Raw genomic sequence first — 15,471 nt, 5'->3', positions numbered from 1 at the left:
CACCAGGAGTATCCGTGTCCTCACTCTCCTTGGCCGACACAGCAAGGCGGCTGCTGACGCTCGCCGTCACCGCCGTCGTCGCGCTCGCCATGTGCGTGGTCACCTCCGGCCGCGCCGAGGCGGCGCCCGGACCGTCCTTCACCAACCCCGTCGTCCCGGTGCCGAACAGCGCCGACCCGACGCTGGTCTTCCACAACGGCTTCTACTACTACGTCGCCACCACCTGGACCTCTGACGTGGTGATGCGCCGCTCGGCGACGATCGCCGGCCTGCGCTCCGCTCCGGAGCAGCTCGTCCTGCGCACCGGCGGCAACACGATGTGGGCCCCGCACCTGGAGCAGATCAACAACCGCTGGTACCTGTACTACTCGGTGGAGCAGGCCGGCGCGCCCCGCCGTACCCACGTCGCGGAAAGTGCGGGCTCCGACCCGCTGGGCCCCTACACCTACCGCGGCGTGCTCAACCTGATGCCGAACAACGGCTGGGCCATCGACGCCGCCGTGGTGCGGCTCAACGGCGCCCTCTACATGACGTTCTCGGCGTTCGCGCCCGAGGACAACCTGCAGTCGCTCTACCTCGCGCCGCTGTCCAACCCGTGGACCGCGAGCGCGTTCGGCCGCCGCATCTCCGCGCCCACCTTGGCGTGGGAGCGTCAGGACGGCGCGGTCAACGAGGGCGGCTTCCTGCTGCAACGAGGCGGCCGCACCTTCATGACCTACTCGGCCAGCCACTGCAACGGCCCCAACTACAAGCTCGGCATGCTCGAGTACCGCGGCGGCGACCCGCTGGCCGCCTCGTCCTGGACCAAGTTCCCCAACCCGATCTTCCAGCGCAACGACGCCGCCGGCGTCTACGGCCCCGGGCACCACTCGTTCTTCACCTCGCCCGACGGCACCGAGACGTGGATCGCGTACCACGCCAACTCCTCGCCGAGCCAGGGCTGCGGCACCACCCGCACCACCCGGGTGCAGAAGATCTCCTGGAACGCCGACGGCACCCCGAACCTCGGCACCCCGGTCTCGACCTCGACCGTTCTCCAGGGCCCTTCGGGCGAGGTCGTGCCCGCGTACTCCAGGATCCGCAACCGGCACAGCGGCCTGTGCCTGGACGACTACAACTGGGGCACCACGCCCGGCGCGGAGGTGCGCCAGTGGACCTGCAACGGCGCCGCCGTCCAGGACTGGCAGGTGGTGCCCGCGGCCGACGGCTATTCCACCCTGGTCAACCGGCACAGCGGCCTGTGCCTCGACAACCGCGACTGGGCCACCGCACCCGGCTCGCCCGTCCAGCAGTGGACCTGCAACGGCCTGGCCGTCCAGCAGTGGCGGATCACCTCCGCCGGGGACGGCTACTCCACGCTGACCAACCGGCACAGCGGTCTTTGCCTGGACAACTACAACTGGGGCACCCAGCCGGGCGCCGAAGTACGCCAGTGGACCTGCAACAACACCGCGGCCCAGCACTGGAACGTCGCCTGACGTGACACCACCGGCCCGGCGTGTCCACGCCGGGCCGCACCCCCTCGCTGACGGCACGACGAGTCCGCGGCGCGCAGCCGCCCGCCGAGAACGGGCCGCCACACCGGGATTGTGGGCGTCCGACGCTGTCTTCGGTGGCCAGATCGGCCAGGGACATCCCGCGGCCGGTGCGGTTGTGACGAGTGCTGCCGGAGAAGCCGTGATCGATGTAGATCCGGTCTTCGGGGATGCCAAAGGCCAGGAACTGCTCGGTCTGGATGGTGACGACTGTGGCGATCAGAGCGCCCACCGTCACGCGCGGAGGGTCCCGGCTTGCGCTTCAGCTATTCCGTGTTGCTAAGTACTGGTAGTCAGTGCTACTTTCTACCAGTAGTCGGCACCGCTAAGTAGCTGGAAGGGGTGTTTCCTGGGCAAACCTGGCTGACCTCTTCGAGCAGGCGGCCGCAAGGATGGGAAACGCCCCGGTCCGGGAGCGCAAGCGCCTGATCAACGACATCGCGCGCCGCCGACGAAGCCGCCGCAGCCGACGGCAAGGCTCTCTGGCAACGACACAGCACATCGCGCCATGCCGAGACGGGGCTCGCAAGATTGACCACTGTGAATCGACCACTGTAGGTGAGGACACTCGTGATGGAACAAGGCAACGTGATGGGGACGATGCGCCGTGACGGTGGCGCGCCGAGGCGCCGGCACACCGTCTTCCGGCCGGTGGCGGTCACAGCGCTGGCGGCCGGGCTGGCGGCCGGGCTGCTGGCCGGGACGATGGCACCCGCTGTGGCCACGGCGCGCGCGGACAGCAGCGCGGTCGTGTCGAAGGATGCTGCCGGGCAGGACCGCCCGGAGTTGCAGAAGGCCGTCCAGGCGTTCGTCGATGCCGGTTTCCTCGGTGTGCAGGTGCGCGTGAACGATGAGCGGGGGGAGTGGGCCGGCAGCGCCGGACGGCGCAAGCTAGGCGCGAGCGCGAAGCCGCCGGCGAACGGGCATTTCTGGGTGGGCAGCGTTACCAAGGCCTTCGTCGCGACCGTGGTGCTGCAACTGGTGGCCGAGGGCGAGATCAGGCTGGACGCCCCGGCGGCCGGTTACCTGCCCGAGTTCGGGCTGGACCGCCGGATCACGGTGCGAATGCTGCTGCAGCACACCAGCGGCTTGTTCAACTACACCGGCGACCTCGACCCCGACGGGACATGGGTGCCCGGTCTTCCCTCGACGGGCAAGGAGTGGCTGGACAACCGGTTCCACTCCTACCGGCCGCAGGAGCTGGTGCGGTTCGCGCTGTCCAAGCCGGTGAAGTTCGCGCCGGGGAAGGACTGGAGCTACTCCAACACCAACTACACGCTGGCCAGGCTGCTGATCGAGAAGGTCACCGGCCATTCGTTCGACGCGGAGCTGAAGCGGCGGATCGTGAGGCCGCTCGGGCTGAAGGGCACCGTGGTGCCGGGCAACCGGGCACAGCTGCCCAACCCGTACGCCCACGGCTACTTCCGCTACCAGGACGCCGGTGAGTGGAAGGTGGCCGACGTCTCCCGCCAGAACCCCTCCCTGCTGGCAGGTGCCGGTGACATGATTTCGACCACCAAGGATCTCCAGACGTTCTTCGCCGCGCTGAACGGCGGCAAGCTCCTGCCGGCCAAGCTGCTGGCCGAGATGCGCGAGCCGCACCCGACGAGCGACCCCCTCTACGGCCGCTACGGCCTGGGAATGTTCGTGAAGGATCTGGGTCCGGCCTGCGGCACCGTTCTCAACCACAACGGCAGCCCTCCGGCGGGCTACGCGGCGCTGATGTACAGCTCGCCCGACGGCGGCAAGACCCTGACCGCCTCGGTGACCGCCGGCGACGCCGCGTTCGACCTCGCCGCTTATCCGAACCTGCTGGACGGGCTCGTCAAGGCGGCGTTCTGCGGCGAGCAGCCCGCAAGCTGACCAGGCCATGCCGGCGGCAGCGGCCGTCGGCATGATGCCGGTGACAGTTCCGACGCGCGCATGGCCACCGGCGGGTGGCAGAGTCCCGGCTCCCGAATCTGTCTCGAACCCCCACGGCAACTGTGGTCCAGATCACAGTTGAGGTTGACCTTGGGTCAGGGTGGAAGCTCAGCGCAGCCGGCGCGAAGCCGGCCCGGACAGAACAACTTCGAAGGGCCGACCACCATGACGATCACCCTCTCCGACCAGGACAAGAACACCCTGCGGATTGCCGCGTACGGCGCCGTAGCGCTGATGGCCGCCGCCGGTGCCGCCGGCCGGCCTGGCAAGATCGCCGCCAACGGCAGCATCGCGCTGGGCTCGGCCACCGGCCCGATCGGGCATGTGCTCGCCGACCACCCCCAGGGCAAGGACCTGACCGGCAAGTCCGTGGCCGAGATCGCCGACCGCGTGCTGCCGGCCCTGACCGCGGCCATGAACCTGCTGCAGCAGCAGGATCCGGCCGAGGCCGACAACTTCCGCGGCACCGTCCTCGCCGCTGTCGAGACCGCCCAGCTGCACCAGGGCCAGCCGAGCCCCGCAGCGGCCGAGATGGCCCGCAAGATCACCGAAGCGATCGATGCCGCCAGGATGGCCGTCGTGGACGGGCAGGATCGCCCGGAGCTGCAGAAGGCGATCGAGGAGATCGTCGAGTCCGGTTTCGTGGCGGTGTCGCTGCGCGTGCGCGATGAGCGGGGCGAGTGGGCCGGCAGCGCAGGGGTGGCCGAGCTGGGCGGGACCGCGAAGCCGCCGGTCAACGGGCATGCCCGGATCGGCAGCAACAGCAAGACCTTCACCGCGACCCTGGTGCTGCAGCTGGTGGCCGAGGGCACGATCGAGCTGGACACCCCGGCGGCCGCATACCTGCCCGAGTTCGGGCTGGACCGGCGGATCACGGTGCGGATGCTGTTGCAGCACACCAGCGGGCTGTTCAACTACACCGGCGAGGTCTACGACGACGGGTCCATCGTGTACGGGATCCCCGTGCCCTTCGGCGCCACGGGCAAGGAGTGGGTGGACAACCGGTTCCACACCTACAGGCCCGAGGAGCTGGTACGGCTGGCGCTGTCCAAGCCGGCCCGGTTCGAGCCGGGGACGGGCTGGAGCTATTCCAACACCAACTACGTGCTGGCCCGGCTGCTGATCGAGAAGGTCACCGGCCGCCCGCTGGCCGAGGAGATGCAGCGGCGGATCCTGGGGCCGCTCGGGCTGTCGGGCACGGTGGTGCCCGACGCCTCGCCGGAGATGCCGGAGCCGCACGCCCACGTCTACTACCGCTACGAGGAAGACGGCCGGCAGCGGACGATCGACATCACCCGCCTCAACCCCTCCTGGGGCTCCATCGGCAGTGACATGATCTCGACCAGCCAGGACCTGGCCACGTTCATCTCCGCGCTGCTGGGTGGCAAGCTCCTGCCGGCCCCACTGCTGGCCGAGATGTGCACCGCGCGCGCCACGGGCATCCCGAACATGGACTACGGGCTGGGAGTGTTCGTCCAGAAGACGGACTGCGGCGGCACCGTCATCACCCACAACGGCGGCCTGGTCGGCTCCGCATCGCTGATGTTCAGCACGCCCGACGGCGGCAAGACCATGACCGCCGTGTTGAACTGGGTGGACGACGCCGACATGTCCCTCACGACAGCGTTCCGGGACGCCCAGCAAAGGCTCGTCAACGAGGTGTTCTGCGGCGAGCAGGCCGATCCGGCTCAGCCGGCGGGCTGAACACCTGTGACCCGTACGCTCACATGCTCTGTGGTATGCCTGGTCCCCGAGCTCGAACACAAGGCAGGATATCGCCGATGAACGGAGTCACGATCGGGCAGGCGGCGGCGTTCGTCGGCGTCACGGTGAAGACGGTGCGGCACTACCACAAGCTCGGCCTGGTGAAGGAGCCGGAACGCGACAGTTCCGGCTACCGCAGGTACGGATCGGCCGAGCTGTTGCGGCTGGTGCAGGTCCGGACACTGGCCGCCGCCGGAGTGCCGCTGGCCGACATCGGGCCCCTGCTCGACGCCGACACCGCGCTGTTCGCCGCCGCGCTCACCGACGTCGAGCGGCAGCTCACCGAACGGATCGAGGAACTGACCGCGCGCCGTGACATGCTGCACCGGCTCGCCGACGGAGACCGGGCCCTGCTGCCCGACCGCGCCGTGGCGCTGCTGGAGCGGATGTCCGGCCTCGGCCTCCCCGCGGACCAGGTTGCCGCCACCAGGGAGGGCTGGGTGCTGGCCAGGGCCCTGGTCCCCGAGGGCTTCGACGACTACCTCGCTCATGTCGAGCACGCCCTCGACGATCCCGGCTTCGTCGCGTTGACCAAGCAGGCAACCGAGGCCACGACGTGGGAGCCGGACGACCCGCGCCTGGCCGAACTCGCCACCGCCGTTGCCGACCACTTCCTCGCCAACCCCGCACACCTGAAGATCGTGACCGGCCTGCAGGCCCGCACCGACGCCGCGGCCCGATACCACCTGATCGCCCACTACGGCGAAGAGCAGGAATCGGCCGCGGCCCGGGGGGTCGCGCTCGTCGAGGCCAAGCTCCGCGCCGCGGGCATCCGTATCCCCAGGCCAGACACCCACTGACCGCGCCGGGGCGGCTCGTCCCGCGCTGGGTGCGTCTCCTCACGAGCAACGTCCTTGGGGTCTTGACCTGAGGGAATCCGCCTACGAAGCGCATCCGTCCGGCTGCGCTGGCGCGCGCTTCAACGCGGCTGACTGGTGGGGTGTGCCGGCTGGGTGGCTGCCAGGCTGGCCAGGAGCTTGAGCCGCTCTTCCGAGGTGCTGCCCGGTTCGGCGGTGTAGATGGTGAGGCCGTACACCGTCCGGTTGGAGATGGGCAGGTCGAGCGACTGGTAGGTCAGCTCCAGGTCGCCGACCTGCGGGTGCCACAGCCGCTTGGTGCCGTCGTGGCGGATGCGCACGTCGTGGACGGCCCACTGGCTGCGGAACTCGGTGCTGAGCGTGGACAGCTCACCGACGAGGTCGCGCAGGGCCCGGTCGTGGGGTTCGCGTCCGGCCTCGGCGCGCAGCAGGGCGGCGCTGATGACGGCGGCCTCGTCCCAGTCGACGTAGAACTGCTGGGAGCCGGGGTCGAGGAAGACGTAGCGGGCGATGTTGGCGTGGCCGTGCCGTGGGGTGGCAGGGCTGTCGAAGACCGGCGCGAGCAGGGCCCGGGCCAGCGCGTTGTAGGTGACGAGGTCCTGGCGGCCGTTGCGTACGAACGCCGCCGACATCGTCATGGAGTCCAGCAGCCACTGGACCCGCGGCGGGACCTGGACGTCCTTGCGGCGCGAGGGCGTGCGGCGGGCGGGCCGGGCGGCGTGGGCCAGGTCGAACAGGTAGGTGCGTTCGTCCTGGGTCAGGCGCAGGGCCTGGGAGACCGCGTCGAGCACCTCTTCGGACACGCCGCTGATGTGGCCCTTCTCCAGCCGGGTGTACCACTCGGTGCTCACGCCCGCCAGCACGGCGACCTCTTCGCGGCGCAGCCCGGGAACCCGGCGCCGGCCGCTGGTGGGCAGCCCGACCTGCTCAGGGGTGAGCCTGGCGCGCCGGGTGGCGAGGAAGTCCCGGATCTGGGCGCGGTGGTCGGGCCGGTGCTGGTCCATGCCCTCCACGGTAGTCGCAGGGTTCGCGCAGGTGGCGGCGGCAGGGGGGTTGAGCTTGTCCCCCCCAAAAAAAAGAGGCGTTCCGTCTCGGGGCTGGACACGGCCCGGGGTCGTCAGGGACGCAGGAGGGTCTTGATGGCGCGGCGTTCGTCCATCGCCCGGTAGCCCTCGGCGGCCTCCTCCAGCGGGAGTTCGAGGTCGAAGACCTTGCCCGGGTCGATCGTGCGATCCCAGATCAGGCCGATGAGCTCGGGCAGGAAGCGGCGTACGGGAGCCGGCCCGCCGTGCAGGTGCACGCCGGAGAAGAACAGTTCCTCCCCCGGCAGCGCGACGCCGTGGGCGACCCCGACATACCCGACGTGCCCGCCGGGACGGGTGGAGCGGATGGCCTGCATCATCGACTGCTGGGTGCCGACGGCCTCGATGACCGAGTGCGCGCCCAGCCCGCCGGTGAGCTCCTTGAGCTGGGTGACGCCCTGGTCGCCGCGTTCGGTGAGGATGTCGGTGGCGCCGAACTCGGTGGCGAGTTCCTGCCGGTCGGCGTGGCGGCTGAAGACGACGATGCGTTCGGCGCCGAGCTGCCTGGCGGCCAGGACGCCGAGCAGCCCGACCGCGCCGTCGCCCACCACGGCCACGGTCTTGCCTGGGCCGGCTTCGGCGGCGACCGCGCCGAACCAGCCGGTGCCCAGCACGTCGGAGGCGGTCAGCAGGCTCGGGACGAGGCCGGCGTCCGGCGGGCCGGGGGTGGCGACCAGGGTGCCGTCGGCCAGCGGGATGCGCGCGTACTGGGCCTGGGTGCCGATCGCGCCGATCAGTTCGGCGTGCACGCAGCGGGACTGGTAGCCGGCCTGGCAGATCTCGCAGGTGTTGTCGGAGGCGAAGAACGATCCGACGACGAAGTCCCCGGCCTTGATCGTTTTGACCTGGTCGCCGACCTGCTCGACCACGCCGACGTACTCGTGGCCCATCGGGGCAGGTTCGTCGGACTTGTCCACGCCGCGGTACGGCCACAGGTCCGAGCCGCAGACGCAGGCCGCGGTGACGCGGATGATCGCGTCGGTGGGCTGGACGATCCGCGGGTCGGCGCGGTCCTCGACGCGTACGTCGCCCGGGCCGTGCAGAACTACTCCACGCATGACAGGTGTCTCCTTCACAGGTGTCAGGTGATGGCGGCGGAGCAGCGGGCGCCGTTGAGCGTCCTAGGCCTGCCGTGGAAGGTACGTCACCGCCGGTGGCCAGGTGCCCGGCACAACCGGTCCCCTACCCACCGGGGTGCCTTCCCCTGGTGGGCGAGGCCTGAACAGGCGAGACGCTCTCTTTTTCGCCGGGATGCCCCTGACACGCACGACCGCGCCTTGCGGCCTGCTCGTGGCGGGTGCGATCACGATGGCGGGCATCGCTCCCGCCGAGACCGGCTGGCGGTTCGCCACCATCGGCACCGGTGTGCTCCTCGCCGGCCTGGTCGTGCACGGTGGCACGTTCTTCTTCGTCTCGCTCGACCTCACCCCGGAGTTCCGGTGGGTGCGCGCGGGCCTGGGTGTCATCGTCGGCCTTGTGGTGTGGGCCGGCCTGCGCAAGAAGGAACCAACGTGAACGACGGCGGTTTGGACGAAGCCTTCCGGTCCACCACCCGCACGTGGGCAAGACCCCGCGCACCTGGCTGGCGCTTACCCCCGAAGGGCGAGCGTCGCTCGATGGACATCTGGCGGCGTTGCAGGCAATTGTGCGAACCGCGGCACAGCACGGCCGCGCACAGCGGTCGTAACGATCGCCCGCCGGCGGCGGGCGCGAATTCGTCGAAGGTGCCCGCGACCAGCTCCGGCCACAGCCGCCCCAGCGCGTCCGCCAGGTCCCTGAAGCCGCCCGGGTCGAGAAGGAACCTGGTCTCGATCCGGATCTGTGGATCCGCGGGTGCTCGCCGCGGGTGGCGTCACGCCTGCGGCCGGGTGAGCTTGGCGGCCACGGCGTCGAGGACCCAGTCCAGGCCGGTCGCGAACGACACCTCAGCACTCACCTCCCTGCTGTTGTGCACCATGTTGGCCAGCGCAGGGAAGCGGCCCGTGGCCAGCATGCTCATCACGTACGGGCCGGAGGCGCGCTGCCAGTCGCGGTCGGACAGGCCCGTGGCGCGCTCGGCCCGCAGGCTCGCGATCTCGCGCCTGATCGCGCCGATGGTGTAGGCGGCGACGGTCTCCACGGCGCGCATGGCGGTGTCGAGGTCGGCGAGGCCGTCGAGGGCGGCCAGCTTGGACTCGTTCACGGCGAGGGCGTTCGGGCCCAGGGCCGGACGGCCGCCGAGCAGGTCGGCCAGCCATTCGTGCCGGAGGGTGGCCTGCCTGGTGCGGTGGGCGTGGGCGCGCAGCGTCTCCCGCCAGTCGCCGGGCTGCTCCTCGGGGAGGATCTCGGCGTGGACCTCGTCCACCATGAGGTCGAACAGCTCCTCCTTGGTGGAGATGTAGCCGTACAGCCGCATCGGGCCGACGTCCAGCCGGGCGGCGACCTTGCGCAGCGACACCGCCTCCAGCCCGCCCTCGTCGGCCAGTGCGATGGCGGCGGCGACGATGCGCTCCCGGTCGAGGGGGGCGGGGCGAGTCGGCGGCTCCGGCCTGTCCCACACAGTCATGGATACATCGTACTGTTGCGATACGCCGTATCGGACCAATACAGTGTATTGACATGAGACAGCGTATTGCCGTGGTCGGAGGCGGCCCCGCCGGGCTGACCTTCGCCCGCGTCCTGCACCACCACGATCACCCCGTCACCGTCCTGGAACGCGATCCCGCCCCCGACGCCCGCCCTCCGGGCGGCACGCTGGACCTGCACGAAGGAATGGGCCAGCTCGCGCTGGCCAAGGCCGGCCTGCTGGCGGAGTTCCAGGCGCTGTCCCGTCCGGAGGGGCAGGCCATGCGCATCCTGGACGTGGACGGCACCGTGCTGCGCGACTGGCCGGCCCGCCCGGATGACAGGGCCCATCCCGAGATCGACCGCGGGCAGCTTCGTGACCTGCTGCTCGGCCCGCTGGACGTTCAGTGGGGGAGGGGCGTGGCGGAGGTGGTGCCGGGGACCGGGGACGGCGTGCTCGTCCGGTTCGCGGACGGGCGGGAGGAGACGTTCGACCTGGTGGTCGGCGCGGACGGGGCGTGGTCCCGGGTCCGCCGGGCGGTCTCGCCCGCGACGCCGCACTACACCGGCATCACCCTGGTCGAGACCTCCCTGGACGACGTCGACACCCGCCACCCCGGGCTCGCCCGGCTGGTCGGCGACGGGTCCGTGGCCGTGTACGGCGTGAACCGCGCGTTCGTCGCCCAGCGCAACAGCGGCGGCCACGTCAAGGTGTACGCCCAGTTCCGCGCGCCGCTGGACTGGCACGCGGGCCTGGACTGGGCCGACGCGGAGGCCGTGCGATCAAGCCTGCTGACTCTGTACGACGGCTGGACCGCCCCCGTCCTGGACTTCCTCCACCACGGCACCGCCTTCGTCCACCGACCCCTCTACGTCCTGCCCGTCGCCCACACCTGGGCCCACGTCCCCGGGGTGACGCTGCTGGGCGACGCCGCCCACCTGATGCCCCCGCTGGGGGTGGGCGCGAACCTCGCGATGCTGGGAGGCGCCGAACTCGCCGAGGCCATCGCCGCCGCCCCCGGCGAGCTGGACGAGACCGTCCGTGCCTTCGAGGAACGCCTGTGGGCACGGGCCGCCAGGTGGGGGCAGATGGCGACGGCCGGTCTGGAACGCCTCGTCAGCCCGGACCCTGGCGAGGCCCTCGCCCTCTTCGACGAGGTTCAGCCGTCCTGATCAGCAGCCAAGGCCCTCGAAGACCTTGCAGAGGGTGATCGGGTTGGCGTACTCGTCGGTGTGCACCATGCGGCCGTTCTTCCATGCGTGAGCACGCTGTCGACGTAGCCGAGGATCTGCTCCTTGCCCGCGAAATGGCCGGCGGGCTCGGAGGCGCCGGAGAAGGACAGCGGGATCGTGAACGTGGCGTTTTCGTCGATGCTCGCGCTGATCGCCTTCACGTCCCGGCGTTCGAACGCGGCGAGGAGCGCGCGGGTCCGGTCCTCGGTCCGCCGCTCCGGTCCCGCCTCGGCGGAGGCCGGAGCGAGGCCGAGGCCGAGGGGCAGCGCCAGGGCGCTCGTAACGGTGACAAGGAGAGTGCGCATAAGCCTGGCCTTTCGTTGCTGATGCCGTCGCCGCTCAACCCAGGCCGCCGTCCACCCGCAGCACCGCGCCGGTCACGTAGGAGGCGCGGTCGCTGAGCAGCCAGGCGGCGGCCTCGGCCACCTCCTCCGGCGCGGCCGCGCGGCGCAGCGAGGCGCGCGCGGTGAGCTGCTCGACGATGCCGGGCGAGACGGCCTCCCAGGCGTCGACCATCGCGGTCAGCGTGGTGCCGGGGGCGATGCCGTTGACCCGGATGCCCTCCGGTCCGTACGTGGCGGCGGCCGACTCGGTGAGGCTGTTGAGCGCTCGCTTCATGGCGCCGTAGGCGGGCAGCAACGGGTTCGGCCCCCAGCTGCCGACGGTGGAGGTGTTGACGATCGCCCCGGTCCCGGCGGTGGCCCGGATCGCGGCCACCTCCGCGGCGATGGCGACCCACTGGCCCTTGAAGTTCACGGTGTACATCAGGTCGAAGTCGGCCTCCGGCATCTGGTCCATCGGGGCCGGGGGCACCGCCGTCGCGCCGTTGTTGAAGGCGACGTCGAGCCGGCCGTACAGGTCCACGGCCCGCTCCACGGCGGCGCGGACGCCGGCCGGGTCGGCCAGGTCGCACACGACGTGGTCGGCGGTGCCGCCCGCCGCGCGGATCTCCTCGGTCACGGCCTTGAGCCGGCTCTCGGTCCGGGCGGCGAGCAGCACCGTGGCGCCCTCTCGGGCGAACAGCCGCGCCGCGGCGGCGCCGATGCCGCTCCCGGCACCGGTGACGAAGGCGACCTTGCCGGCCAGCAGGCCCGTGTTCGTGTCATCAGTCATGGCATCAGGCTGGTCCGTGGCGGCGAGGCTCAGCCAGGCATCGGCTGTACCTGGCTGAGCACCGCGCCTGGCACGCATAGTGGAGGCGTGGACAGACAGGAACTGGCCGCCTTCCTGCGCAGCAGGCGTGAGCGGATCTCCAGCGCCGACGTGGGCCTGCCGGCCGGACGGCGGCGCCGCACTCCCGGGCTGCGCCGCGAGGAGGTGGCCCAGCTGGCGTACATCTCGACGGAGTACTACACGCGCCTGGAACAGGGCCGTGCCCCGCGCCCGTCGCGCGAGGTGCTGGCCGCCCTGACCAGGGCGCTGCGCCTGTCGGACGCCGAACGCGTCCACCTGCACCACCTGGCCGGCGCGCCGCCGGGCCCGCCGCCCGGCCCGTGCCGCGAGGTGCACCGCAACGTTCTCGACCTGCTGGACCGGCTGGCGCAGGCCGCCGTGACCGTGCTGTCGGCGACCTACGAGGTGATCGCCTGGAACGACCTGGCGGCCGCCCTGATGACCGACTTCTCCGCGCTGGCCCCGCGCGACCGCAACCTGGTCCGGTACGCCTTCCTGGACGGGCCCCGGCCTCCCGTCCTGGCCGAGGCGGACCGGGCCGCGTTCGCCCACGAGGCGGCCCGGCGGCTGCGCGCCACCGCCGCCCGTTACCCGGACTCCCCGGAGGTGGCGGAACTGGTGTCCGAGCTCCAGGAGGGAAGCGCGGAGTTCGCCCGCCTGTGGGCCTCGCACGACGTGTCGTCAGGGCCGAGCCTGCGCAAGACCCTGCACCACCGGCTCGTCGGCCCCATCACGCTGAACTGCACCGTGCTGGACATCTCCGACCGCGACCAGCAAGTGGTGATCTACACGGCCGACCCCGGCTCTCCCGCCGAGGAGGCGTTGCGGCTGGTTTCCGTGATCGGCACCCAGCGCATGAACGTACCGGGCTGAGCCGGCCCGCGCTGAGGATCCGGCCCGCTCGCGCACGTGGGCGAGCTGCGCCCGTGCCTGCCGCCAGGTACGGTGATCATCGGCGCACCGCCGTGGCGAGGCAGATCCCACGCGTCACCTGACGGGTCCACGATGGAGAGGCAGCGACATGTCCAACGCCCAGTTGTACGACACCATCGGAGCCACCTACACCGTGACGCGGCGCACCGAGCCGCGGATCGCCGCGCAGATCTGGGCCGCGCTCGGCGACGCGCGGACGGTGCTGAACGTAGGAGCCGGCACCGGCTCCTACGAGCCCCCCGACCGCGACGTCACCGCCGTGGAACCGTCGGCGCTCATGCGGGCGCAGCGGCCCGCCGGCGCGGCGCCGTGCGTGGCCGCCACAGCGGAGCGCCTCCCCTTCAAGGACCGGTCGTTCGACGCCGCGATGGCGGTCAGCACCGTCCACCACTGGCGGGACCCGATCGCCGGGCTGCGCGAGATGCGGCGCGTGGCCCGCCGGGTGGTGGTGTTCACCTTCGACGGCGACGACCCCGACTGGTCCCAGCGGTTCTGGCTCACCCGCGACTACCTGCCCAAGGTCGCCGCGGCCCTGACCGGCTGGCCGCCGCTGGACGACCTGACCGGCGCGATCGGAGCCCGCGCCGAGCCGGTGCCCATCCCGTGGGACTGCGCCGACGGCTTCTTCGAGGCCCACTGGCGCCGGCCCGAGGCGTATCTGGACGAGCGGGTGCGCCGCGGGGTGTCGGTGTGGGCCAAGGTCGGGGCGGAGGTCGAGCGGCGGGTGGTGCGCGACCTGCGTGACGACCTCGACTCGGGCCGGTGGGCAGAACGCAACCGCGAACTCCTCACCCTCGACGCGGCGGAGCTGGGCCTGCGCCTGCTCGTCGCCTGACAGGGCGCCGGTCAGGCTCGTGGAGTACGAACCCAGTCATGGTTCTCGCGGACGACGGTGAAGCCGGCGGATCGATAGAGCGCCACCGCGGCCTCGTTCGTGGCCGGTGTCACGACGGCGACCGCGCTCGCACCCCGCTCGGCGAGGGCCGCGCACGCGCCCAGCACCGCATCGCGGCCGTGGCCGTGCCCGCGATGGCCGGGATGGGTGCCCACCGGTTCGAGCAGCCCGCACCTGCCCACGCCGGCGAACCAGCCGGTCGCGGCGGCCGCGGGCTCCCCGGAGGGCGTGCGGACGAGCGTCTCGACGGCCAGCCCGCCCGCCGGCGACGCCTTCATCGCGCGCCAGCGCTCGACGGTGAACGTGGATCCGGCGAAGGCGGACCGCTGCACCAGCACCCGGTCGGCCGCGTCGGCTTCACCGACCGGTCCTGCGCGGCTCGACACCGGACGCGGGGTCCACGACAGGACGAGCCAGGGCTCCTCCCGATCGAGCTCCCACCCGGGCACGGGCAGGCCGTCGGTCCGGTCGTTGCCGGCATCGAGCAGGTCCTCGGCGTCGGCAGCGACCGCCCCGAGGTCGGCGCCGGGCGCGGCGGTCACGCGCAGCACGGGACCGTCGAGGAAGCCGGCCGCCACCGGTGCCCCGTCGTCGGTCCAGACGAAGACGGCCGCGTCGTCGAAGCGCAGCAGCCATCCCACGTCCCCGGGGTGGAGGCCGCCGCCCGGGGCGTCGGCCGGCGTCCACTCGGACAGCGCGCGCAGGGCCGGGCCGGTCTCGGCGGGGGTCAGCCGGTGCCTCGCGAGGGAGATCATGGTCGGCACCCTAGCCAGCGCACCACGGACGTCTCAAAGCGTTTTCCCCGGCTGGTCAGCTCGTGGCGCCCCAGGTGAGCGAGAGGCCGGTGGCCGCGCGTTCGGTACGGATCTCCATCATGCTGCCGAGGATGGTGGCATGGTCGGACACCACGGGCGTGGCGTCGAGCGTGTAGGTGATGCGAGTGCTGATGAGCACCGGGCTGCCCTGCGGCTCGCCGAGGTGGCGGGCGGCGGCGGCGTCGAGCAGGCCGGGCCTGACCACCTCAGACGCCCTCGCTACCGTCACCCCCGCGTCGGCCAGGGCGGTGTAGAGGGAGACGCCGGTGAAGTCCCGGTCACGGATCCGGTCGGCCACCGGCCGGCGTACCCAGGACACCTGGTGCACGGCGGGACGCCCGTCGAACTCGCGCACCCGTTCCAGCCGCAGGGCGCTGTCGCCGGGACGCAGCCGCAGCTCCGCGGCGACCTGGGCGGGGGCCCGGCGCACCGCCCGCCCGGCCACCGCGGTACGCACGTCGTGGCCCTGCTTGCGCAGGTCGTCGACCAGGCTGCGGAGCGAGTCGAGCTGGTACGCCAGGTGCGGCGGGGCGACGAACGTGCCCCGGCCGGGCTGCTGCACGATCAGCCGCTCGTCGCTGAGCTCCCGCAACGCCTGGCGCAGCGTCATGAGCGTCACCCCGTATGCGGCGCTCAGCTCCCGCTGCGGCGGCAGGGCCTCGCCGGGGGCGTAGTGCCCTGACCGGATCTTCGCGGCGAGGTCGGCGGCGATGGCGCGGTATCTCGCCTCGTGCCCGGCGTCGGGGCTCATCGTGG

The 15,471-nt window shown here is 71.7% G+C and carries 15 protein-coding genes; 8 read left to right on the top strand and 7 right to left on the bottom strand.

Annotated elements, in window-relative coordinates:
• Positions 1-29 precede the first annotated feature (29 nt).
• The 4 genes from HD593_RS28205 (at position 30) to HD593_RS28190 (ending at position 6,022) form a co-directional block, all read left to right on the top strand.
• The gene (locus HD593_RS28205; protein WP_221525002.1) at positions 30-1,478 is read left to right on the top strand and encodes a family 43 glycosylhydrolase; all 1,449 of its coding nucleotides are present in this window, start codon (positions 30-32) and stop codon (positions 1,476-1,478) included.
• 630 nt (positions 1,479-2,108) lie between these two features.
• On the top strand, positions 2,109-3,398 hold the full coding sequence (locus HD593_RS28200) for a serine hydrolase domain-containing protein (RefSeq protein WP_246546757.1): 1,290 nt from the start codon (positions 2,109-2,111) through the stop codon (positions 3,396-3,398).
• A 225-nt stretch (positions 3,399-3,623) separates the two neighbouring features.
• Positions 3,624-5,162, top strand: coding sequence for a serine hydrolase domain-containing protein (locus tag HD593_RS28195; protein ID WP_246546756.1), 1,539 nt, complete (start codon positions 3,624-3,626; stop codon positions 5,160-5,162).
• Positions 5,163-5,239: 77 nt separating this feature from the next.
• On the top strand, positions 5,240-6,022 hold the full coding sequence (locus tag HD593_RS28190; RefSeq protein ID WP_185105067.1) for a MerR family transcriptional regulator: 783 nt from the start codon (positions 5,240-5,242) through the stop codon (positions 6,020-6,022).
• A 119-nt stretch (positions 6,023-6,141) separates the two neighbouring features.
• On the opposite strand, the gene HD593_RS28185 is transcribed toward HD593_RS28190, so the two are convergent.
• Complete coding sequence (locus tag HD593_RS28185) at positions 6,142-7,044, bottom strand: helix-turn-helix domain-containing protein (protein WP_185105066.1); 903 nt, start codon at positions 7,042-7,044, stop codon at positions 6,142-6,144.
• Positions 7,045-7,157: 113 nt separating this feature from the next.
• The gene (locus tag HD593_RS28180) at positions 7,158-8,180 is read right to left on the bottom strand and encodes a zinc-dependent alcohol dehydrogenase family protein (RefSeq protein ID WP_185105065.1); all 1,023 of its coding nucleotides are present in this window, start codon (positions 8,178-8,180) and stop codon (positions 7,158-7,160) included.
• A 193-nt stretch (positions 8,181-8,373) separates the two neighbouring features.
• Between HD593_RS28180 and HD593_RS28175 the strand changes: the two genes are divergently transcribed.
• Complete coding sequence (locus tag HD593_RS28175) at positions 8,374-8,637, top strand: hypothetical protein (RefSeq protein ID WP_185105064.1); 264 nt, start codon at positions 8,374-8,376, stop codon at positions 8,635-8,637.
• Positions 8,638-8,974: 337 nt separating this feature from the next.
• Here the strand turns inward: HD593_RS28175 and HD593_RS28170 are convergent, their stop codons facing one another.
• Positions 8,975-9,667 (bottom strand): TetR/AcrR family transcriptional regulator, encoded by a 693-nt coding sequence (locus HD593_RS28170; protein WP_185105063.1) that lies wholly within the window; start codon positions 9,665-9,667, stop codon positions 8,975-8,977.
• 53 nt (positions 9,668-9,720) lie between these two features.
• On the opposite strand from HD593_RS28170, the gene HD593_RS28165 reads away from it, so the two are divergent.
• Complete coding sequence (locus tag HD593_RS28165) at positions 9,721-10,839, top strand: FAD-dependent oxidoreductase (RefSeq protein WP_185105062.1); 1,119 nt, start codon at positions 9,721-9,723, stop codon at positions 10,837-10,839.
• Here HD593_RS28165 and HD593_RS28160 read toward each other — a convergent pair.
• Positions 10,827-11,204: a nuclear transport factor 2-like protein gene (locus HD593_RS28160; protein ID WP_185105061.1), complete on the bottom strand. Its 378-nt coding sequence runs from the start codon at positions 11,202-11,204 to the stop codon at positions 10,827-10,829. The genes HD593_RS28165 and HD593_RS28160 overlap by 13 nt on opposite strands.
• A gap of 34 nt (positions 11,205-11,238) precedes the next feature.
• On the bottom strand, positions 11,239-12,012 hold the full coding sequence (locus HD593_RS28155) for an SDR family NAD(P)-dependent oxidoreductase (RefSeq protein ID WP_185105060.1): 774 nt from the start codon (positions 12,010-12,012) through the stop codon (positions 11,239-11,241).
• Between the two features lie 87 nt (positions 12,013-12,099).
• Here HD593_RS28155 and HD593_RS28150 point away from each other — a divergent pair, with 87 nt between their 5' ends.
• Both HD593_RS28150 and HD593_RS28145 read left to right on the top strand, forming a co-directional pair.
• Positions 12,100-12,945, top strand: a complete 846-nt coding sequence (locus HD593_RS28150) for a helix-turn-helix transcriptional regulator (protein ID WP_185105059.1) — start codon at positions 12,100-12,102, stop codon at positions 12,943-12,945.
• Between the two features lie 148 nt (positions 12,946-13,093).
• Entirely contained in the window at positions 13,094-13,840 is a 747-nt protein-coding gene (locus HD593_RS28145) for a class I SAM-dependent methyltransferase (protein ID WP_221525001.1), read from the top strand.
• Between the two features lie 11 nt (positions 13,841-13,851).
• On the opposite strand, the gene HD593_RS28140 is transcribed toward HD593_RS28145, so the two are convergent.
• The gene (locus tag HD593_RS28140) at positions 13,852-14,655 is read right to left on the bottom strand and encodes a GNAT family N-acetyltransferase (protein WP_185105058.1); all 804 of its coding nucleotides are present in this window, start codon (positions 14,653-14,655) and stop codon (positions 13,852-13,854) included.
• Positions 14,656-14,710: 55 nt separating this feature from the next.
• On the bottom strand, positions 14,711-15,466 hold the full coding sequence (locus HD593_RS28135) for a GntR family transcriptional regulator (protein ID WP_185105057.1): 756 nt from the start codon (positions 15,464-15,466) through the stop codon (positions 14,711-14,713).
• Positions 15,467-15,471: the final 5 nt, after the last annotated feature.

The organism is Nonomuraea rubra, from assembly GCF_014207985.1.
Taxonomy (GTDB): domain Bacteria; phylum Actinomycetota; class Actinomycetes; order Streptosporangiales; family Streptosporangiaceae; genus Nonomuraea; species Nonomuraea rubra.
The sequence above is the reverse complement of the archived record's forward strand: the minus strand, read 5'-3'. Positions and strand labels throughout refer to the sequence as shown.